Here is a 20,269-nt window from a genome sequence, read left to right as displayed (position 1 = left end):
GGCTGACGCCGGCGGCAAGACACGCCGGTGTCAGCCGCAGGTGGCGCTGCGGACGATATTGCGGCCGTCGAGCCCGAAGGTCAGGCGGTTCGGCCGGTAGTCCCGCGTGCACATCATGCAGTAGCGCACGGCGACGCCGGCCGGCGCGCGGTAACGGGCTCGGACCAGGGCTTCCGGGCGGCCAACGAAGCGGCGTGCCGCCGGCAAGGCCCGCCGGCAAGCGGCCGCGCCTTGCTGGAAACCCGGCAAGGCGGGCTGGGCTTCGGCCGGCACGGCCGACGGCATGGCGGCCAGAACCATCAGCAGCAGCGCGGATCCGAAGCTGCTCGTCGCGAAACCTTTGATCATGGCGATGTCCTTGCCTCCCGATGGGATCGCGGCGCGACGCGCCGGCTGATCCGTCGCCAATCTAGGCGATCTGGCGCCCGGATGAACATGGCCGCGGGTTGTATCAGCCGCGCGGCTGCGATACCCGCACGCCAGCTGCGGCAAGTGTTCAAACGCCGATCCGGCTCACCAACCCAGTGGCGACATTCTGTCGCAGGTCCGGCATGACGCGGGGCTGCATCGACTCAAGCCGGTTCATGACAGTGTCTCGCGCTCAGGGCGCGCCAAGTCGTCCGCCAGGCAAACGGGGACATCATGTTCGACAATCTGTTCGACAATCCAGCGCTCAACAATGCGGCGAAGCTTGCCGCCCGCATTCTGCTCGCGGCGATCTTCATTCAGGCGGGCTTCGGCAAGATCTTCGGTTATGCCGGCACGTCCGCCTATATGGCCTCGGCAGGCGTGCCGGGCATTCTGCTGCCGCTGGTCATCATTGTCGAACTGATCGGCGGCCTGATGATCCTGGTCGGCTATCAGACCCGGCTCGCGGCGCTGGCGCTCGCCGTCTTCACCCTGCTCGCCGCGCTGCTGTTCCACTTCCAGCCAGGCAATGCCATGCAGATGGGCCAGTTCATGAAGAACCTGGCGATCGCCGGCGGCTTCCTGCAGATCTTCGCCACCGGCCCGGGCCTGTGGTCGGTCGATTCACGCAGCAAGGGCTGAGAGCGAAGGCAGAAAGTGCGAGCCCGGGACGGGCGTCAAAGGACGCCCATCTCCTCGCGGATGCGGGCGCGCAGGGCATCGATCGGCGACAGCCGGCCGTTATTGTCGTTGACGTGCCAGAAGGTCCAGCCATTGCAGGCCTGGGCGCCCTGGACCAGGGCGCCGATCTTGTGGATCGACCCGACCTGCGGACCGCTCATCAGCGATCCGTCCGGGCGTACGGTCGCGACATAGCGGCGCTTGTCGTCGGTCAGGACGGTGCCGGCGGTCACCAGGCCGCGTTCGACCAAGGACGAGAAAGCCACCCTCGGCGCCTCGCGCGCGGTGGTGAAATTGGCCAGCGAGGCTTCCGGCAAGGGATCGATCAAGGCAATGCGCGCCTCGGCCGCTGCGGCATAGGCGGGATCGCGTTCGATCCCGATGAACCGCCGGCCGAGGCGCTTTGCGACGGCCCCGGTCGTACCGGAGCCGAAGAATGGGTCGAGAATGACATCGCCGGTTTTCGACGATGACAGCAGCACCCGGGCAATCAGCGCCTCGGGTTTCTGGGTCGGATGCAGCTTGCGGCCAGCGCCGTCCTTCAGGCGCTCGTCACCGGTGCAGAGCGGAATGAACCAGTCGGACCGGACCTGGACATCCTCATTGCCGGCCTTCAGGGCCTCGTAATTGAAGGTGTAGCGCGCCTTGGCGTCGCGCGAGGCCCAGATCAGCGTTTCATGGGCATTGGTGAACCGGCGGCCACGAAAATTCGGCATCGGATTCGCCTTGCGCCAGATCACGTCATTGAGCACCCAGAAGCCGAGGTCCTGCAACGCCGTGCCGACCCGGAAAATGTTGTGATAGGAGCCGATGACCCACAAGGCCCCGTCGGGCTTGAGCACACGCTTGGCGGCTTTCAGCCAGGCGCGGGTGAAGGCGTCATAGGCTGCGAAGCTCTCGAACTGGTCCCAGTCGTCGTCGACCGCATCGACCAGGCTGTCATCGGGACGATGCAAGGCCCTCTGCAACTGCAGATTATAGGGGGGATCGGCGAAGATCAGATCGACCGAGGCCGGCGGCAAGGCATCCAGGACCTGGATGCAATCGCCGAGCACGATCCGGCTGCCGAAACCGAGGCCGGCACTGTCGCTTGGCACAAGGGAAGGTGAACGGACCGCCCGTACGCGGTCACCTGATCGGGCGGTTCCGTTCAAACTCGAACGCATGAGGCGACACTCGGTACGCTGAACAAATGTGACGCTGCACACACGAGGGGAGAGTGGCCCGACAGGGTAAAAGGATACTTAAGTCGACCAATGAATTTGTCTTTTATTCTGTCAACAAAAGGTAAATCTAAATACTTCGTAAAACTTAAAGTGCCGTAAATCCTTGTGTCATCCTGGGAGTTGCGAAAGCTTGCCGTCGGCGGCATGATCCGGCCGATCCAAGGGGAAGTGCCATGCGCTACGATGATTTCCGGCGTTCGGAGAATGTCGAGGACAGACGCGGAGGCGGCGGAGGCGGCCGCATTCCGGGCGGCCCGGCAGGGCTCGGCATCGGCGGCATGATCGTCATCGGCCTGATCTCCTACATGACCGGCATCAATCCGGCGATCCTGATCGGCGGCTATGACGCGGTCACCGGCGGCGGCCAGGGCCAGGTGCAGCAGCAACAGCAGCAGGGCCAGCAAGGGCGTCCGGGCGACCAGATGGGCGATTTCGTCGCCGCGGTGCTCGGCTCGACCGAGGATGCCTGGACCAAGATCTTCCAGGAGGCCGGCCGGCGTTATGAAGCGCCGGGACTGGTGATGTTTTCGCGCGCGACGCGGTCGGGATGCGGCGCGGCGCAGTCGGCGATGGGGCCGTTCTATTGCCCGACCGACCGCAAGGTCTATCTCGACACGGCCTTTTTCCAGGAGCTGACGACACGCTTCCGCGGCTGCACCGGCGAGGCCCAGGCCTGCCAGTTCTCCTATGCCTATGTCGTGGCCCATGAGATCGGCCATCACGTCCAGAACCTGATGGGCCTGCTCGACCGGGTGCATCAGGCCCAGCAGTCCGCCGGCAGTGAATCCCAGAGCAATGCGCTGCAGGTGCGCGTCGAGCTGCAGGCCGACTGCTTCGCCGGCGTCTGGGCGTTCCACACCCAGCAGCGCGCCCGCTTCATCGACGAGAACGACGTGCGCGCTGCCATGCAGACGGCCGCCGCCATTGGCGACGACATGCTGCAGAAGCGCTCGCAGGGCTATGTCGTGCCCGACAGCTTCACCCACGGCTCGTCCGAACAGCGCCAGCGCTGGTTCATGACGGGTCTTCGAAGCGGCCAGATCAGCGCCTGCAACACCTTCCAGGCGCAGCAGCTCTGAGGTTGCGCCTCCGCGGGCCCAGCGGGCGCTGGTTTACGCCCGCCGCCTGAGCGGCGGGCGCGCGGTGCTTGTCAGCGGTAGTAGAACCCCCGGGCGAGTTGCTCGGCGCCGGCAGGCTTGGCTTTGGCAATGGTCGTCGCCTTGGCCGGTTTGGTCGTCGCCGCGGACGGCGTTGCCGCCAAGGCGGCACCGACGGACATCAGCGACACCAAGGCCGCAATCGTGATCGTCTTCATGGCTGGTCTCCTCCGAGGGCCGGCGCGAGGCCGGTCTGACGACGCGAGACGGGGCGCATCGGCGCCGGACGGCATGCGCGCCGGAATGCCGCCCGATATCGTGACTAGTCGAGGAGTGCGGCGCAGCGGATACGACCGATGCCGTATATCGCCGAAGCGGATCGTCGATCCGTCAAGCGTGGTTAGCGAAGACTTGCCGCGATCGCTTCGCGCAGATTGTCGGCGCCGATCGGCTTGTGAAGCAGGCGATGGCCGCTCGCGGCAGCTTCCTTAAGGCGCACCGGCGAGGTGTCGCCAGTGATGATGATCGCCGGCGGGGCGCAGCCGAGATGGGCCGCGATCTCGCGGATGGCGTCGGCGCCGGTGACACCGCCGCTCAGCCGGTAGTCGACCAGGATGAGGTCGGCCGGCGCATCGCCCTGCCGCGCCGCTTCGGCGTGAACGCGGCAGGCTTCTGCCGCCGAGCGGCCGGCATAGACCCGATGGCCCCACAGATCGAGCAAGCCACTGATGGCATCGAGGACATCGCGCTCGTCGTCGACGACGAGGATGCCGAGCCCATGCGTCGCCATGGCCGACGGGATTGCCTGTCCCATAGCGGCTGGCGCGGCGACCGGCACGGTCAGCGAGAAAACCGAGCCGCGCCCGTCAATCGAACGGAGGCCGACCCCATGCTCCAGCAGTTGGGCGACACGCCGGACTATGGCAAGCCCCAGGCCGAGCCCCTGCGCGCGGTCGTGCTCGGGATTTTGCAACTGGACGAACTCATCGAAGATCACTGCTTGCTGGTCGCCGGCAATGCCGATGCCGGTATCGAGCACCTGGATCTCGACCTTGCCGCCGCTGCGGCGACGACAGCCGAGCAGGACGCCGCCGGTCGTCGTGTAGCGAAAGGCATTCGACACAAGATTGCCGAGGACGCGCTTGAGCAGCACCGGATCGCTGTCAACCCAGAGGCTCGTCTTCGCGATCCGCCAGTCGAGCCCCCGTTCGCGCGCGGCGCCGGCATATTCATGGCTGAGATCGGCGAACAGCCGTCCAAGCGATACCGGCTCGCGCCCGACCGGGACGACGCCCGCGTCGAGACGCGAGATGTCGAGCAGACCGTTCAGGAGATCGCCGAGATTGCCGACCACCGCCTGGAGCCGTCCGGCCATGTTGCGAGCCTCCGCTGCGCGAACGTCGCCGCGCTGCGCCAGGGTCGCCAGGGCCGCGATGAACAGGCTGAGCGCGTGGATCGGCTGGCGCAGATCATGGCTCGCCGCGGCAAGAAAGCGCGACTTCGAGCGATCGGCAGCCTGGGCGCGGTCGCGCTGCCGCTCGAGGCTGCCGATCAGTTCCAGGTTTTCCGAGCGCAGCCGCACCGTCTCCACCAGTGTCAGGTAGGTGACGCGGCTATAATAGAGATTGACGGCGGCCAGGCAGATGATGAAACCGAGATAGACCGAATAGATCGGTGCTTCGCTGATCAGACAGCGCACCGCCATCGGCAGCAGCATGGCCACGAGCGAACCGGCATAGGCCGCCGGAAAGGCCGAAAGCGACGGCACCGCCCCGCAGACCAGGCCGGTCAGCACGATGCAGGTGAAGGCGAAGATATGCGGTTCGCCATGGACGAAACCGAGCCAACCGATCAAGCCCCATAGCAGGCTCGACAGCCAGGAGAGCACGGTCGCCCGCCAGGCCCAGCGCAGCGCCGGCGCGGCGGCCTCGTCCCGCTTGAAATAGCGATGGGCCAGGACGATGCGCAGGACACTCAGGAGGTAGATGGCGCCGACCCAGGTCAGCAACGCCGTTTCCGGCAGGACACCCCGGAACACATAGGCCACCGGGATCGGAATCACGAAATTCGCAAACAGCACCGCGTAGGACTGACGATAGAGAAGATCGATGAGCGCCTCGCGCGCGCGGTCGCTTTTCATGGCTGCCCCTTCAACTCCCGCCGGTTGCATGACAGCCGGCTCAGCGGACCGGGACGACATATCCGTCACAGCTTGGTATCTGCGAGGTGAGCTGCAGTCGACGATCCCAAGTCGATGATCTCATGGACCGAACATGAAGCGCCCCTTCACCGTCGTGCTCGCCGATGACCACGCGATCGTGCGCGAAGGGCTGAAGCTTCTGCTGTCGACAGTGGACGACGTGGTCATCGCGGGCGAAGCGGCCGACGGCGAAGGCGTCTTCACGGCGCTCAAACAGGGTTCCATCGATCTGCTGGTGCTGGATCTCGGCATGCCGGGCGTCACCGGACTACAATTCATCCGCTCGCTCCGCGAGTCTTTTGGCCGGCTCAAGATCCTCGTGCTGACGGCCAATTTCGAACCGCGCATGGTTCGCGCGGCAATCGAGGCGGGGGTCGACGGCTATCTGACCAAACATGACGACCCGGCCGAACTCGTTCGTGCCATCGATGCGATCCGCCAGGGCGAAACCTATCTCGCCACCGCGATCCGTTTCGCCACGGATGACGGCAGCGGCCCGCGCGCGGCCGGCGAGCCGCTTGCCGACGCCCTGTCGCCGATCGCGCTGACCCGGCGCGAGCGGCAGATCTTGGCCCTGGTTGCCCATGGCGCGACGGCCCGCGACATGGCGGAGCGGCTCGGCATCAGTCCGCTGACGGCGCGCAAGCACCGCGAGAACCTGATGCGGAAACTCGACCTCCATAGCGCGGCCGAACTGACCGCCTTTGCCGTGCGTCTTGGCCTTCCGGCCGGCTGAGGCGATCATTCGGCTCCTCCAAGCAGCACCGCCCGCCTCGCTAACGCGCCGCTAACCCTGGCAGGTTAGCCGGCCTCCGGCCCTGCCGAAATACGCTAGGCGCCGTATACGCCGCTGCCCTGTCGCGGGCTTAGGTCTGTCCCCGACACGCCTCCGGCCTCGAATCGCCGAGGCGCTGTCCCATGGACACCACCCCTGACCACAAGGGCGGTGCGCGCATCGGGGGAGCCAAGACAATGCCGCCGCCGGAACACTGGATTCCGTTCGCGCTCGCGACACTGGCCTTTGCCGCCATGCCCGGCCCCGCGATGCTCTACATGACGGCCCAGACGCTCGGCCACGGCCCTCGGGCGGGGCTCAAGGCGGCTCTCGGCATCCATGTCGGCTGTTATATCCACATCGCCGCGGCGGCGCTCGGGCTTGCCGCGATGCTGCATCATGCGCCGCTTGCCTATGCCTGCCTCAAGGCCGCCGGCGCGGGCTATCTCGTCTGGCTCGGCGCCATGATGATCCTGGGCCGGACCGGCGGTGCCGAACAGCCCACCGCGTCCGGTGCTGCGGTGTTCCGCGCCAGCATCATGGTCGAGGTTCTCAATCCCAAGACCGCGCTGTTCTTCCTGACCTTCCTGCCGCAATTCGCCGATCCGGCGGCGGCCTGGCCGGTCTGGCTGCAACTCCTGCTGCTCGGCCTGATCGTCAACGCCGTCCTCTCGGCCGCCGACATCGCTGCCGTCGTCATCGCCTGGCTGACGCTCGGCCGCTTCGCCACGGGCCTGTCAGGACGGCTGGTGCCGAGGGCCTGCGGTTCGATCCTGATGGGGCTCGGCGTGACGCTGGCGCACCAGGCATGACCCAACGAACCGGAGCGGACATGACGACATGGCGATATCTGATCCTGGTGGCGGCGGTCGCGCTGACGGCCGGCGCGGTACGGGCGGAAACGGCGGCCGAGCGCGGCCGCTATCTGGTCGAAGGCATTGCCGCCTGCGGCAATTGCCACACGCCGCGCGGGCCGAACGGCCCGCTTCCCGGCATGGAGCTCGCCGGCGGCACGGTCATGGAGGAACCGGCCTTCACCGCCAGGGTTTCGAACATCACACCCGACAGGGAGACCGGCATCGGCGGCTGGAGCGATGACCAGATCATCGCGGCCATGCGCGAAGGGCGCCGCCCCGACGGCTCGATCATTGGCCCGCCCATGCCGATCGAGCCCTATCGCGATATGTCCGATACCGACGCCAAGGCGATCGTCGCCTATCTGCGCAGCATCAAGCCTGTCCGCAATGCGGTGGCGCGATCGGACTATCGCATTCCCTTGCCGGTATCCTACGGCCCTCCTGTCGGATCCGTGCCCGATGTTTCGCCCTCGAACCGGCTTGGCTACGGCCGCTATCTCGCGACCGCACTCGGCCATTGCATCGAGTGCCACACACCTGTTGTCAACGGCCGCCGCGACATCGCGCACCAGGCCTTCGCCGGCGGTTCTCCCTTCGCCGGTCCATGGGGCGTCTCGGTCGCACGCAACCTGACCGCGCACGGAACGGAAGGCCTCGGTCGCTGGACCGACGCGGCATTGAAACGTGCCATCCGCGACGGCATCGGCGCCGACGGGACGCCGCTGCTGCCGCCCATGGGTTTTGCCTATTACCGCACCATGATCGAGGCCGATCTCGATGCCCTGGTCGCCTATCTCAGAACGCTCCCGGCGCGCCCCATGGGGCGCGACGTGCCCCCGACGGGCGGCCAATGAGCAGCTTTCCCCCCTCACCACCCAATGGAGATATTGATGAAAACGATCCTGTCCGGGCTCGCTCTCGCCGTCGGCCTGACGGCGCCGGCACTTGGCGCCGACGCGCCCCTGCGGGCTCCGGCACCGTTTGGCGCCGCGGCTTCGGCCTACCAGTGGTCCGGCCTTTATGCGGGCATCAGTGGCGGTTATGGCAGGGGCAGCGCCCACCAGGGCATGACGACGTCGGCATATCAGGGTCTCGGTCTCTATTATGGCGACGTCAATGAGAGCCTGCCGGCCAATGGCGGCCTGATCGGCGCGACCGTCGGCTATAATCGTCAATTCGACCGGTTCGTGCTCGGCCTCGAGGCGGACTTCTCGCTGACCGGCATGAAGAGCCACGGCCAGGCACCCGATGGCGATATCTGGGTTCCCGGCGATCGCGCGACCCAGAATTGGTCAACCACGCTGAACTGGCTCTCGACCCTTCGTGGCCGCGTCGGTTTCACCTTCGACCGCTTTCTCGTCTACGCGACCGGTGGTCTCGCGGTTGGCGGCGTGACCGACCGCACCCGGCTCGACTATGACGACGGCGCCGGAGGCGGCTTTTCCGCATCGGACCGGAGCAGCAAGACACATGTCGGCTGGACGCTGGGCGCCGGCGTCGAAGCGGCAATCACCGACAGGCTGACCGCCAAGCTCGAATATCTCCATGTCGACCTCGGCACCCAGACCTACCGGACCGATCTCCGGCGGATCCTGATCCACGCCGACGCCAAGGTGACCGCCGACATCGTCCGCGCCGGCCTGAACTATCGCTTCTGAACTTGCGCGCCTGAACTTGCACTTCTGAAACTGCACTTCTGAACTTGGCAGCGAAAGCCGGACCAGCGCCGGCGGCAAGCAAATCTTGGTCTTGCCGCCGGCCTCGCGCGATCCGGCATCAACGCCGGCGATGCCGGACATCACCCGATTCCGTTTGGCCAACCACGGCCCGCGCGGCAGTCTGGAGCGATGAAACCCGTCGATGTCGCGCTCGCCCTGCTTGTCACGCTGGTCTGGGGTGTCGCTTTCGTCCTGACCAAGGTCGCGCTCGAAACCATATCGCCGCCGCTCCTCATGGCGGTTCGATTTCTGGTCGCGGCCCTGCCCGTGCTGTTCGTCGCACGGCCGGGCTTGCCCTGGCCATTGCTCGTCGGCCTCGGGCTGACGCTGTTCGTCGGGCAGTTCCTGTTCCAGTTCATCGGCATCGCGCAGGGCGTGCCGCCGGGACTTGCCTCGGTCATCGTGCAAAGCCAGGCGCTGTTCACGGTCGGCTTCGCGGCGGCCCTGCTCGGCCAGGTCCCGACACAGCGGCAGATCGGCGCGCTGGTCATCGCCACCGCGGGTCTCGTCTGCATCGCCGGCACCATCGGGGAGGAGTTCGATGCCCGCGCGCTTCTCCTGATCCTGGTTTCTCCGGTGAGCTTCGCGCTCGGCAACGTCCTGCTGAAACGCGCCGGCGAGACCGACATGTTCGGCCTGATCGCCTGGCTGAGCCTGGTGCCGCCGCTGCCCGGCCTCGCCCTCGCCGCGGCGATCGACGGCCCGGCTTCGATCTGGCGCTCGGCGGTGGAGACCCCGGCGCTCGGCTGGATCGCGGCTGGCTATCTCGGGCTCGTCGCAACGACCTTCGGCTATGCGGCCTGGGGGCGGCTGATCCGGCGCTATTCGGCCGCGACGATCGCGCCCTTCGCACTGCTGGTGCCGTTCGTCGGCGCCGCAGCCTCGTCGCTGGTCTTCGGCGAGGCCTTCGGCCCCTTGCGCCTGACCGGCATGGCGCTGGTGCTGGCCGGCCTCGCCCTGCTGCTGATGCCGGCCACGTCACGCCGCCCGGCCTAGATCGCGGCCTTCAGCCGTTCAGCGCCTGGCCCGGCCAGCCCTCGGCAGCGATCTTGGAGGCGGCGATGACCGCCTGGGTCCGGCTGTCGACGCCGAGCTTGGTCAGGATCGCCGAGACATGCGCCTTGACGGTGGCTTCCGAGACGGTGAGCTCATAAGCGATCTGCTTGTTGAGCAGGCCTTCCGACAGCATCATGAGCACACGCACCTGCTGGGGCGTCAGGCTTGCGAGCCGCGTCACCAGCTTGGCGCTTTCGGAATCGCGGCCGGTGGAGAGATCGATGTCGACGGGAACATAGGTGCCGCCGTCGAGCACCATGCGTATGGCGTCACGCATCGCCTCGGTTCCCAGCGTCTTGGGGATGAAACCCGACGCGCCGAATTCGAAACAGCGGCGGATCACGTCGGCGTCCTCGGTCGCCGAGACGATCACCACAGGCACGCCCGGATATTGCGCGCGCAGATACATCAGGCCGGAAAAGCCCTTCACCCCGGGCATGGCGAGATCGAGCAGTACCAGGTCGACATCGGGGTCCGCGCTGATCAGATCCGACATCTCGGTGAACGAGCCGGCCTCGGTAATGACCAGCCTGACACCGAGCCCGGTCACCGCCTCGCGCAACGCGCCGCGGAACAGGGGATGATCGTCAGCGATGACGATCCGATAAAGCGCGGTCGCCGCATCCAACATCTGCTACCCCCATTGGCCTTCCCCGGATGATCTTCTGGCGGATCATTGCGAGCAATTTTCTCAATTCTTGCAAGGCAATACAAGTGCGAAGCCGCAAATCAAGGGAATATCGACGGCGGGCGCCTCCAGATCGCCCGGCAATTGGCCGGCCGCGCCGCCGGCGCGCTTCGCCGTGCAGGCCGCACGAGATGCTCGACAGGCGTGATTTGCCGGCCACGATGTCCCAACGGAAGCCGGGTCGGGCCCGGATGACCTCATCAGACTGTCACGGAGTTATGGGACTGCCCGATTGACAGGTCGCTCCAAGGGAGGTCTGTTAATCCCTGTGAGGTCCGGGTTGGCGGCTCTGCCCGGCTCAGAGCGCGAGGTATCCCGTGGCGCGACATATCGGTTGGATTGCTGCAATGGTCGGCCTTCTGGCGGCCATGCCTTCGGCGGAAGCGGTGATGCGCGGCGAGCCCGCCAGGGATCCCAACGGCACAAGACGTTCGACGGTTCTGATCGAGACGCCGGAAGGTGTCTGCACGGGCGCGCTCATTGGCCCCGATCTCGTCCTGACGGCCGGCCACTGCGTCTCGGCGCGGGGCCGCTATCGCGTGCGCTATCTCGACCGCTCGTTCCGGCGCGCCACCGCCAGTGTCGCCCGGGTGCAGGCCCATCCCGGCTTCGACGCCCGTCACGGCTTCGCCTCCGACGATGTCGGGTTGATCCAGCTCGCCCGGCCGCTCGGTGCCGATGCCCGCGCCGCGGCCCTGCCCGGTGGCTGGGGCGCCAATGGCCGGGGCGAAGAGATGATCATTGCCGGCTTCGGCTCGACCGAGCGGGCGCGCGCCCGCGACGGCGTGTTGCGCGAAGCCTTGATGCGGACCTCGCAGCCCAGCGTCCAGGGCCGCGGCTTTGCCGGCCTGTCCGGCGAAGACCGGGCGCAGCGCTCCGGCATGTGTGTCGGCGATTCCGGCGGGCCGGTCTATCGCCGCTCCGGCGGCGCCTTCACCGTGGTCGGCATCCTCAAGGGCGGCACCACGGATCCCGGGCGCGAATGCACCTCGACGCCGATCTATGTGCCGGTGCGCGACTATGTCAGCTGGATCCGCGGCACGGCCGCCCAGTGGCGCACCTCGGTCGGCCTCCCCGCGACCGGCACGGTCGAGATGCGGCAATAGCGCCGCATCCTGCAGTTCACCTGGCGCTTCAGGCCACCTTGGCAAGGCCGCGTTTGATCAGCAGCGCCTGCGGGTCGGGTTCGCGGCCGCGGAAGGCAATATAGGCCTCCAGGGGATCGCGGATATTGCCGGCCGAATAGACGAAATCGCCGAGCCGTTGCGCCAGCGCCGTGTCGAAGACATCGCCTGTCTCCTCGAAGGCCGCAAAGCCGTCGGCATCGAGCACCTCCGACCACATGTAGCTGTAATAGCCGGCGGAATAGCCGTCGCCCGAGAACACATGGGCGAAATGTGGCGTGCGATGGCGCATCACCATGCCGTCGGGCATGCCGATGCGGGCAAGCTCCTGGTGCTCGAAGGCAATCGGATCGAGGCCTTCGGCACCTTCGAGCGAGTGGAAGGCCATGTCGACCAGGGCCGACGAGGTATATTCCACCGTGGCGAAGCCCTGGTTGAAATTGCGCGCCGCGATCAGCCGGTCGATCAGCCCCAGCGGCATGACCGCGCCGGTCTCGGCATGCACCGCGAAACGCGACAGCACTTCCGGCCGCGCCAGCCAGTGTTCGTAGAGCTGCGACGGGAACTCGACGAAGTCGCGCGCCACCGACGTGCCTGACAGCAGCGGATAGGTGACGTCGGACAGCAGGCCATGCAGCCCGTGGCCGAACTCATGGAACAGGGTGCGGGCATCGTCGAAGGACAGGAGCGCCGGCTTGCCTTCCGGCGGCTTGGCGAAATTCATCACATTGACGATGATCGGAAGGACCTCGCCCGACAGTTTCTCCTGGCTGCGGAAAGCGCTCATCCAGGCGCCCGAACGCTTGGTCGGACGGGCGAAATAGTCGCCCAGGAACAGGCCGATCGGCTTGCCGCCGCGCGACACCTGATAGGCGCGCACATCGGGATGATAGACCGGCACGTCGTGGCGCCGCTCGAACGTGACGCCGAACAGGCGCGTCGCCACATCGAAGGCCGCCGCGATCATCCGGTCGAGTTGGAAATAGGGCTTCAGCTCGGCTTCATCGAGCGCATGGCGCTGCTGGCGGACCTTCTCGGCGTAGAAGCGCCAGTCCCACGGCTCGATCTTGTCATTCATGCCCTCGGTACGCGCGACCTCGGCCAACGCCTCGCGCTCCTCGCCGACACGATCCTTGGCGCGCACCCAGACCCGGTCGAGCAGCGAGCGCACCGCATCCGGCGTCTTGGCCATGGTATCGTCGAGCTTGAAGGCGGCGAAGGTCGGGTAACCGAGCAACCGGGCGCGCTCGATGCGCAGCGCCACGGTTTCGGCGACGATCGCCGTATTGTCGGTCGCCCCACCCATCTCGCCGCGCCGGACCCAGGCCTTGAACACCTTTTCGCGCAGGTCGCGGCGCGGCGACACGGCGAGAAAGGGCTCGACCATCGACCGGCCGAGCGTCATCACCGCCCCGTCGAGCCCGCGATCGCTCGCCGCCTGATGCAGCGCGGAGACGAGATAATCCGGCAGGCCTTCGAGATCGGCCTCGGCGAGCTGCAAGGTCCAGGTCGCCTCGTCCTTCAGCACATTCTGGGCGAACTGGGTGCCGAGCGTGGCGAGCCGCTCGGTGACGGCACGCATGCGCTGCTTGGCCTCGTCGCCGAGTTCGGCGCCGGCGCGGACGAAGTTCTTATAGGTCTTTTCGAGCACGCGGATCTGCTCAGGGCTGATGCCGAGGCTGGCGCGCGCGTCGTGCAGCGCCTTGACCCGCGCGAACAGCCTGACGTCCAGGCTGATCGCATTGCCGTGCTGGGCAAGGATCGGCGCCATGTCGCGCTGGATCGCCTGGATCGCCTCGTCGGCATCGGACGAGGCGATGTTGAAGAACACGCCGCAGAGCCGATCCAGCGCATGGCCAGCTTTCTCCAGAGCGTCGATCGTATTGGCAAAGCTCGGCGCTTCCGCCTGGGTTGCGATCACCTCGATCTCGGCGCGATGTTCGGCAAGCGCGCTGTCGAATGCCGGACGGTAGTCGTCAATGGCGATCTCGCCGAAAGGCGCGATGCCGAAAGGCGTGGTCCAGGGACGGAAGAAGGGATTGGCGGCGGTGGCAGTCTGGCTGTGCTGGGTCATGGGGCCAATGTGGCGGGCCATACCCGATTGCTCAAGGCCCTGGTCGTTCAGGGTCCCGATTGTTCATGGCCTGCCTGTCATCCGCGCCGCGACCAGACCATGGGCTACAGAATTTTTGCGCCGAAATTGGTCTCGGGGTTCATGTCCGCGGTCAGTCTGCCGGTCGGCTCGGCCGCCCAACCGCCGGTCCGCTTCAGCCATTTGCCCGCGCCCGGTTTCGCCGCGAGCGCGCCGTTGGCCACCACGTTGCGGCCGCGCACGAGGACATGGTCCGGCCAACCGGTGACGGTGCGCCCGGCGAACGGCGTGAAGCCGGTCTTGTCGTGCATCAATTCGTCGGTGATGGTCACCGATCTCTTGGGGTCCCAGACCGCGATATCGGCATCCATGCCCGGCGCGATGGTGCCCTTGTTCGGCAGGTTGTAGATCGAGGCCGGGGCGGTTGCGGTCAGATTGACGAAGGCTTCGAGCCCTCTGCCCTCGAATTCCGGCCGGCCCTTCGACACCATCGCGTCGAACATCAAGGGCAGGCGCACCTCGAGGCCCGGCAAGCCGTTGGCGATCTGCTTGAAGTTCGGGTTCGGCCCGGCCGACAGCTTGCCGGTCTCGTCGAACCGGTATGGCGCGTGATCGGAGGTGACCGTCTGGATGTCGCCGAGCGCCAGTGCCCGCCACAGGGCGTCCTGGTCGGCGGCCTCGCGCGGCGGCGGCGAGCACATCCACTTGGCGCCCTCGAGCCCGGGCTTGTCGAGATCGTGCCGGGTCATGAACAGATATTGCGGGCAGGTCTCGGCGAACACCTTAAGGCCCTGGCCGCGCGCCTGGCGGATCACCTCGGCGCCCTCCGACGTCGAGACGTGGAAGATCATGATCGGCTGGTCGATCAGGGCGGCGGCGGCGATCAGCCGGGTGAAGGCCTCGGCTTCCGAGCCGCGTGGATGGCTGATGGCGTGATATTTCGGCGCGGTATAACCCTTGGCCACCAGCCGCTTGCCCAGCCAGGAAATCATGCCGTGGTTCTCGGCGTGGACACAGACCAGCGCGCGGTTTTCCCGCGCCGTCAGCAACACGTCGAGCAGCGGCTCGTCGTCGACCTTGATCAGGTCATAGGTCATGAACACCTTGACCGAGGCGTGACCTTCCTTGATCAGCGCCGGCAGGTCGGTCTCGATGGTCTTCTTGTCCGGGTTCGCCACGATCATGTGGAAGGCGTAGTCGATCAGGGCGCCGCGCGCGGCGAGCGCCGCATAATCGTCGACGACGTTCCTCAGATCGAGCCCGCGGTGCTGGGCGGCAAAGGAGATCACCGTCGTGTTGCCGCCAAAGGCGGCGGATGTCGTGGCGCTCTCGAAGCTATCGGCATTCAGCAGCCCGCCGGCCGAGACCTGCTCGATATGGGTATGAGTGTCGATGCCGCCAGGCAAAACCAGCTTGCCCGTGGCGTCGATCTCGCGCGCCCCTTCGGCCAAGCCGAGGCCGACCGCGACGATGGTCTCGCCCGTCACCGCCACGTCGGCCTTGAAACTGCCGGTTGCCGTCGCGACGGTGCCGCCGCGAATGACGAGGTCGTAGAGGGAAGCGGGCATGTCTTTCTCCGACTGGACGGGATTCCGGTTCGGGCCGACAATAGACATGCGATCAGCCCGAGCGGAACTCCATGACACGCAGACCCCGTATCCTCGTCATCAATCCCAATTCCAACGAGGCCGTCACCGAAGGCCTGCGCCAGGCGGTGAAGCCGTTGAGTTATGCCGAGGGGCCGGAGATCGTCTGCACGACGCTGGCCGAAGGACCGTTCGGCATCGAAACACAGGAACATGTCGACAGCCTCGCCATTCCGCTTCGGCGCAAGATCGAGGCGACCAATGACGCCGACGCCTTCGTCATCGCCTGTTATTCCGATCCGGGCATCCATGTGGCGCGCGAGGGCACCAGCCGGCCGGTCTTCGGCATTGCCGAAAGCGGCGTGCTGACCGCGCTCGCCCGGGCCGAACGTTTCGGCGTGATCGCCATCAAGAGCCGGTCGATCCCGCGGCACCTGCGTTATCTGCGCCAGATGGCGCTGATGGACCGGCTGGCCGGCGAACGGGCCTTGGAAATGTCGGTCGCCGAGACCGCCACCGGCGACAAGACGCTGGAGCGGATGATCGAGATCGGCAGGCAGTTGCGGGACCTGGACGGTGCCGGCGCCATCGTCATGGGCTGCGCCGGCATGGCCCGGCACAGAAAGCCGCTCGAAGAAGCGCTCGGCATCCCCGTCATCGATCCGACCCAGGCCGCCGTCACCATGGCGATCGGCACGATCGCGGTGGGCTGAAGCCCATCAGGCGGCGAAGTCGCTCGCTTTCAGGATGATGCCGCTGGTGCGCGCCGAGGAGCGCACCACCCGCTCGGTAACCAGGGTCTCGACAAAGGCCTGGTAGGAATGGTGATCGGCCTCGCCGAGATCACGCCAGCCTTTCAGATAAGGCTGCGGCACGAGGCCTGCCTGGCTCGCCGCGACCACGGTGCAACTCGTCAGCAGCGGCCGGTATTTGTCGAAATCGGCCTCGACGCGGTGTGTCGCCTCGTCCAGCACGCCGACCAGGCGGGACGCAACCTCCGGCCGTTCGCGGACAAACTTGGTGCTCAGCAAGGACACGCCGGCGAAGAACGGATCGGCGATCGAGGTTGCACAGAGATTGGTCATCACCCGCTTGGCTGTACCGCCGGCGACGGCAAGCGAGACGGTCGGTTCGATCGACAGCACGGCCTCGACCGTGCCCGAAGCGAGCGCCTGGGCGTGCAGATCGGCGGCCAGTTCGACAAAGCGGACATCGCGGTCCGGATCGAGGCCGGCCCGGCGGATCATGTGGCGGGCGACGGTGCGCCAGGAGGCGCCGGGCAAATGGCCCAACGACCGGCCGCGCAGGTCGGCGAGCGTGCCGATCGGCGCCTTGCGCAGCGCGATCAGCCCGTCGGCGACCCGGTTCAAGGCAATGCTGCCGCCCTGCAGGCCGGACAGCTTGAGGCTGCCCGGCGTGTTGGATTCGGCGATGGTCGCAAGCCCGGCCGAAGCGCCCGGCGCGCTGCAGTCGGCGCGGCCGGCGACCAGGGTCTCGACCAGATGGGCCTGGGCCTGCAGGCGCATGACCTCGACCTCCAGGCCGGCCTTGTCGAACAAGCCGTCCTGGCGGGCGACGCAGAACGGCAAGGATTGCAGCAGCGGCATCCAGGCGAGCGTCACACGGTCGCGCCGGACCTGGCCAGAGGCCGGCGCCGGCAGGGCAGCGGCAAGCGCCAGGGCCCCGGCGCCCTTCAGGAGATCGCGACGACCAGCATGCGTTTTCAAGATCTCGTCCTTCATGCGCCAGCACCACCACTGATTTCGGCAGGGCCGAGGCGGCACCACCCCGCGGCAGCAAGAATGAGCCGGCGATGGAACCCTGGCCTGCCAAGGTCTTCCGGCTTGCGGCGGCGCCTTGCTTGACCGCAGGCGATTTTAGCAGATATGGCTTGCAGAAGGCTGATACGGCCCGCCGCTCGCGCCCGCCAGGGTTCGGTGAACGTATCCACGACAAGCCCGTTCTTCCTGGTCCGACCGGACGGCGAACGAGTCAGCAATGCGAGCCCTGATCATCTTGTTCGCCTGACGAAAAGGATCGGAAGCGATGCGCTCGTTCCGCGATGCAAAGACCATGGCCAAGGCTCTGCGCGAGTCCCTGGCGAAAAAAGACACCCACCTCAGCCACGGCGAAGCCCTGGAACTGGTCGCCGCCCAGTTCGGCTACGACAGCTGGAATGTGCTGGCCGCAAAAATCGCCGCCGACAGCACCGAGCCCGAGCCGGGCGGTGCGATCAGCTTCGAGCAGGCGATCCCGATCATCCGTATTTTCGATATCGCCAAGGCCAAGGAGTTCTATTTCGGTTTCCTCGGCTTCGCGACCGATTGGGAACACCGGTTCGGCGAAGGCTTCCCGCTCTACACTCAGATCTCGCGCGCCGGCCTGCAACTGCACCTGAGCGAGCACCACGGCGATGCCAGCCCCGGCGGCACCTCGTTCATCCGGATGCGCGGCCTCAGGGCCTTTCATGCCGAACTGATGGCCAAACATTATGCCTATATGAAACCGGGCATCGAGGAGCCCGGCTGGGGCCTGGAAATCACCGTCCTCGATCCCTTCGGCAACCGGCTGCGCTTCTGCGAACAGTCGGACGCGACCACAAGCTGAGCCCATCGGACGGCGCCGCACGCCGGCGCCGTCCCCTTGCGGGCATGGTGGCCCGCATCTCGGCAGACCGTGTCAGGCGTGGCGTCCATTGGCCTTCTCGCTGTCGAGATGGGCCAGTTGGGCGGCCGGGTAACGGTCGCCGGCGGCAGCGTCGGGCGGCACCGCCCCTGCCAGCGCCGCCAAAGTGTCGGCCGACACGGTGACGTCGAGTGCCCTCAGGGCCTCGGCCAGCCGGTCGCGCCGGCGTGCGCCGACCAGCGGGACGATATCGGTGCCCTGCGCCAGCACCCAGGCAATGGCGAGTTCGGCGACCGACGCCCCGGCTTCGCCGGCAATGGCGCGGATCCGCTCGACCAGGGCGAGGTTGGCCTCCAGATTGTCGCCCTGGAAACGCGGGCCGGAACCGCGAAAATCGCCGGGCGCCACGCCTTGTTTCGACCAATGGCCGCTGATCAGCCCGCGCGACAGCACGCCATAGGCAGTGATGCCGATGCCGAGCTCGCGGCAGGTCGGTAGGATGTCCCGCTCGATGCCGCGCGAGATCAGCGAATATTCGATCTGCAGATCGGCGATCGGATGCACCGTCTGGGCGCGGCGGATGGTGTCGGAACCGACCTCGGACAGTCCGACATGTCTGACGTAGCCGGCCTTCACCAGATCGGCGATGGCGCCGACCGTATCCTCGATCGGCACGGCGGGATCGAGCCGGGCCGGGCGGTAGATGTCGATGTGGTCGACACCCAGCCGGTGCAGCGAATAGGTCAGGAAGTTCTTCACCGCGGCGGGCCGGCAATCATAACCCGACCAGCCGCCGGCCGGATCACGCAACGCGCCGAACTTGACGCTGATCAGGGCCTTGTCGCGGTCGACGCCCTGGAGCGCCTCGCGGATCAGAAGCTCGTTGTCGCCCATGCCATAGAAATCGCCAGTGTCGATGAGCGTGACACCGGCATCGAGGGCTGCGTGGATGGTGGCGATGCTCTCGGTCCGATCGGCCGGGCCATAGAGACCCGACATGCCCATGCAGCCGAGGCCGAGCGCCGAGACGACCGGACCGCTATGGCCGAGTTTGCGATTGATCATGGTGTTGGCTCCTTGGCCGCGACGCGTGAAAATCTCGCGTCATCCTGGTCAAGCGATATGACACTGGTCAGATCATTCGATAATCTGGCTAAATCCAAATAGCTTGTTCGGCATTCCGAACAATGGAGACCACGATGAGCGATGCCGACCTGCGCGATCTCGACGCCTTCGCAGCGGTTGCGCGCCATCGCAATTTCCGCCGGGCCGCGGTCGAGCTGAGGGTTTCGGTCTCGACGCTCAGCCAGCGTCTCAGCGACCTGGAAGCCCGGCTCGGCGTGCGCCTGCTCAACCGTACGACACGCAGCGTCGCGCCGACCGAAGCCGGCGAGCGGCTGGTCGCCCGTGTCGGACCGGCGCTGCGGGAACTGTACGACGCCGTCGGCGATATCAGGAGCTTCAGCGACCGCCCGTCGGGCCGGCTCAGGATCAATGCTCCGGCGCCGGCGATCGATCATGTGCTGGCACCGATGGTCGCGCCGTTCCTGCAACAATTCCCCGGCATCAATCTCGAGATCGTCGCCGAACCATCGCTGATCGATATTGTCGACGGTGGTTTCGATGCCGGCATCCGCTACGAAGAACATCTCGACCAGGACATGATCGCCGTGCCGCTCGGCCCGCCGCAGCGCTATGTCGTGGTCGCCGCGCCGGACTTTCTTGCCGGCCGGCCGCGGCCGCTGGAGCCGCGGGACCTGCTCGGCCAGCCGCTGATCGCAACCTGCTTTCCGAGCGGCCTCCTGCCGCCCTGGGAGTTCGAGAAGGCGGGCCAGGTGGTCAAGATCGCGCCGAAGGGGCCGCTGGCGACCCAGCATGTCGGCCTGCAGATCAAGGCCGCGGTCGACGGACTGGGCTTCCTGATGACCTTCGAGGCCGATGCGCGCAGCGCGATCGGCGACGGGCGGCTGGTCAGCCTGCTGGAGGACTGGTGCCCAGCCTTTGCCGGCCCCTTGCTCTATTACCCGAGCCGGCGCCAGCCGCCGCCGGCGCTCGCCGCCTTCATCGCCTTCGCAACGACGTGGCGCCGCCAGCAGGCCGGTCGATCGGCCCAAGGCTGACCACCGCCGCCGCGAG

General features: G+C 66.7%; 20 protein-coding genes. 11 read left to right on the top strand and 9 right to left on the bottom strand.

What is annotated here, in order from left to right:
* Positions 1 to 30 precede the first annotated feature (30 nt).
* Positions 31 to 348 (bottom strand): hypothetical protein, encoded by a 318-nt coding sequence (locus tag E8M01_RS16080; protein WP_136961038.1) that lies wholly within the window; start codon positions 346 to 348, stop codon positions 31 to 33.
* A 294-nt stretch (positions 349 to 642) separates the two neighbouring features.
* On the opposite strand from E8M01_RS16080, the gene E8M01_RS16075 reads away from it, so the two are divergent.
* Positions 643 to 1,050 (top strand): DoxX family protein, encoded by a 408-nt coding sequence (locus E8M01_RS16075; RefSeq protein WP_136961037.1) that lies wholly within the window; start codon positions 643 to 645, stop codon positions 1,048 to 1,050.
* 35 nt (positions 1,051 to 1,085) lie between these two features.
* Here the strand turns inward: E8M01_RS16075 and E8M01_RS16070 are convergent, their stop codons facing one another.
* Positions 1,086 to 2,255, bottom strand: coding sequence for a site-specific DNA-methyltransferase (locus E8M01_RS16070; protein WP_136961036.1), 1,170 nt, complete (start codon positions 2,253 to 2,255; stop codon positions 1,086 to 1,088).
* A gap of 233 nt (positions 2,256 to 2,488) precedes the next feature.
* Between E8M01_RS16070 and ypfJ the strand changes: the two genes are divergently transcribed.
* Entirely contained in the window at positions 2,489 to 3,394 is a 906-nt protein-coding gene (gene ypfJ, locus E8M01_RS16065; protein ID WP_136961035.1) for a KPN_02809 family neutral zinc metallopeptidase, read from the top strand.
* A gap of 71 nt (positions 3,395 to 3,465) precedes the next feature.
* Here ypfJ and E8M01_RS35075 read toward each other — a convergent pair whose 3' ends face one another.
* Positions 3,466 to 3,630 carry a hypothetical protein gene (locus E8M01_RS35075; RefSeq protein ID WP_170181919.1) on the bottom strand — a complete coding sequence of 55 codons (165 nt, stop codon included), beginning with the start codon at positions 3,628 to 3,630 and terminating at the stop codon, positions 3,466 to 3,468.
* A 182-nt stretch (positions 3,631 to 3,812) separates the two neighbouring features.
* Positions 3,813 to 5,552 (bottom strand): hybrid sensor histidine kinase/response regulator, encoded by a 1,740-nt coding sequence (locus tag E8M01_RS16060; protein WP_136961034.1) that lies wholly within the window; start codon positions 5,550 to 5,552, stop codon positions 3,813 to 3,815.
* 133 nt (positions 5,553 to 5,685) lie between these two features.
* Here E8M01_RS16060 and E8M01_RS16055 point away from each other — a divergent pair, with 133 nt between their 5' ends.
* From E8M01_RS16055 to E8M01_RS16035, 5 genes are all read left to right on the top strand, one after another.
* Positions 5,686 to 6,348: a response regulator gene (locus E8M01_RS16055; protein ID WP_136961033.1), complete on the top strand. Its 663-nt coding sequence runs from the start codon at positions 5,686 to 5,688 to the stop codon at positions 6,346 to 6,348.
* Between the two features lie 236 nt (positions 6,349 to 6,584).
* A complete protein-coding gene (locus E8M01_RS16050; protein ID WP_136964668.1) occupies positions 6,585 to 7,199 on the top strand; it encodes a LysE family translocator in 615 nt (204 codons plus the stop codon).
* A 20-nt stretch (positions 7,200 to 7,219) separates the two neighbouring features.
* Entirely contained in the window at positions 7,220 to 8,098 is an 879-nt protein-coding gene (locus E8M01_RS16045; RefSeq protein ID WP_136961032.1) for a c-type cytochrome, read from the top strand.
* 36 nt (positions 8,099 to 8,134) lie between these two features.
* Positions 8,135 to 8,902 (top strand): outer membrane protein, encoded by a 768-nt coding sequence (locus E8M01_RS16040; RefSeq protein WP_170181918.1) that lies wholly within the window; start codon positions 8,135 to 8,137, stop codon positions 8,900 to 8,902.
* Between the two features lie 189 nt (positions 8,903 to 9,091).
* Positions 9,092 to 9,958, top strand: coding sequence for an EamA family transporter (locus E8M01_RS16035; protein WP_136961030.1), 867 nt, complete (start codon positions 9,092 to 9,094; stop codon positions 9,956 to 9,958).
* Between the two features lie 10 nt (positions 9,959 to 9,968).
* Here the strand turns inward: E8M01_RS16035 and E8M01_RS16030 are convergent, their stop codons facing one another.
* A complete protein-coding gene (locus E8M01_RS16030) occupies positions 9,969 to 10,649 on the bottom strand; it encodes a response regulator transcription factor (protein WP_136961029.1) in 681 nt (226 codons plus the stop codon).
* A gap of 404 nt (positions 10,650 to 11,053) precedes the next feature.
* Here E8M01_RS16030 and E8M01_RS16025 point away from each other — a divergent pair, with 404 nt between their 5' ends.
* On the top strand, positions 11,054 to 11,812 hold the full coding sequence (locus tag E8M01_RS16025) for a S1 family peptidase (protein ID WP_136961028.1): 759 nt from the start codon (positions 11,054 to 11,056) through the stop codon (positions 11,810 to 11,812).
* Positions 11,813 to 11,840: 28 nt separating this feature from the next.
* On the opposite strand, the gene E8M01_RS16020 is transcribed toward E8M01_RS16025, so the two are convergent.
* Positions 11,841 to 13,925, bottom strand: coding sequence for a M3 family metallopeptidase (locus E8M01_RS16020; RefSeq protein WP_425467730.1), 2,085 nt, complete (start codon positions 13,923 to 13,925; stop codon positions 11,841 to 11,843).
* 83 nt (positions 13,926 to 14,008) lie between these two features.
* Positions 14,009 to 15,490 carry a dihydropyrimidinase gene (gene hydA, locus E8M01_RS16015; protein WP_136961027.1) on the bottom strand — a complete coding sequence of 494 codons (1,482 nt, stop codon included), beginning with the start codon at positions 15,488 to 15,490 and terminating at the stop codon, positions 14,009 to 14,011.
* A 71-nt stretch (positions 15,491 to 15,561) separates the two neighbouring features.
* Between hydA and E8M01_RS16010 the strand changes: the two genes are divergently transcribed.
* Entirely contained in the window at positions 15,562 to 16,221 is a 660-nt protein-coding gene (locus E8M01_RS16010) for an aspartate/glutamate racemase family protein (protein WP_136961026.1), read from the top strand.
* A 6-nt stretch (positions 16,222 to 16,227) separates the two neighbouring features.
* Here E8M01_RS16010 and E8M01_RS16005 read toward each other — a convergent pair whose 3' ends face one another.
* Positions 16,228 to 17,235 carry an ABC transporter substrate-binding protein gene (locus E8M01_RS16005; RefSeq protein WP_246088753.1) on the bottom strand — a complete coding sequence of 336 codons (1,008 nt, stop codon included), beginning with the start codon at positions 17,233 to 17,235 and terminating at the stop codon, positions 16,228 to 16,230.
* Between the two features lie 319 nt (positions 17,236 to 17,554).
* On the opposite strand from E8M01_RS16005, the gene E8M01_RS16000 reads away from it, so the two are divergent.
* Positions 17,555 to 18,115: a glyoxalase superfamily protein gene (locus E8M01_RS16000; RefSeq protein WP_136961024.1), complete on the top strand. Its 561-nt coding sequence runs from the start codon at positions 17,555 to 17,557 to the stop codon at positions 18,113 to 18,115.
* A gap of 72 nt (positions 18,116 to 18,187) precedes the next feature.
* Here E8M01_RS16000 and E8M01_RS15995 read toward each other — a convergent pair whose 3' ends face one another.
* Positions 18,188 to 19,198 (bottom strand): aldo/keto reductase, encoded by a 1,011-nt coding sequence (locus tag E8M01_RS15995; RefSeq protein WP_136961023.1) that lies wholly within the window; start codon positions 19,196 to 19,198, stop codon positions 18,188 to 18,190.
* Between the two features lie 134 nt (positions 19,199 to 19,332).
* On the opposite strand from E8M01_RS15995, the gene E8M01_RS15990 reads away from it, so the two are divergent.
* Positions 19,333 to 20,253, top strand: a complete 921-nt coding sequence (locus E8M01_RS15990; RefSeq protein ID WP_136961022.1) for a LysR family transcriptional regulator — start codon at positions 19,333 to 19,335, stop codon at positions 20,251 to 20,253.
* Positions 20,254 to 20,269 lie beyond the last annotated feature (16 nt).

Source organism: Phreatobacter stygius, assembly GCF_005144885.1.
Classification (GTDB): Bacteria; Pseudomonadota; Alphaproteobacteria; order Rhizobiales; family Phreatobacteraceae; genus Phreatobacter; species Phreatobacter stygius.
This window is presented reverse-complemented; position numbering and strand designations above follow the sequence as displayed.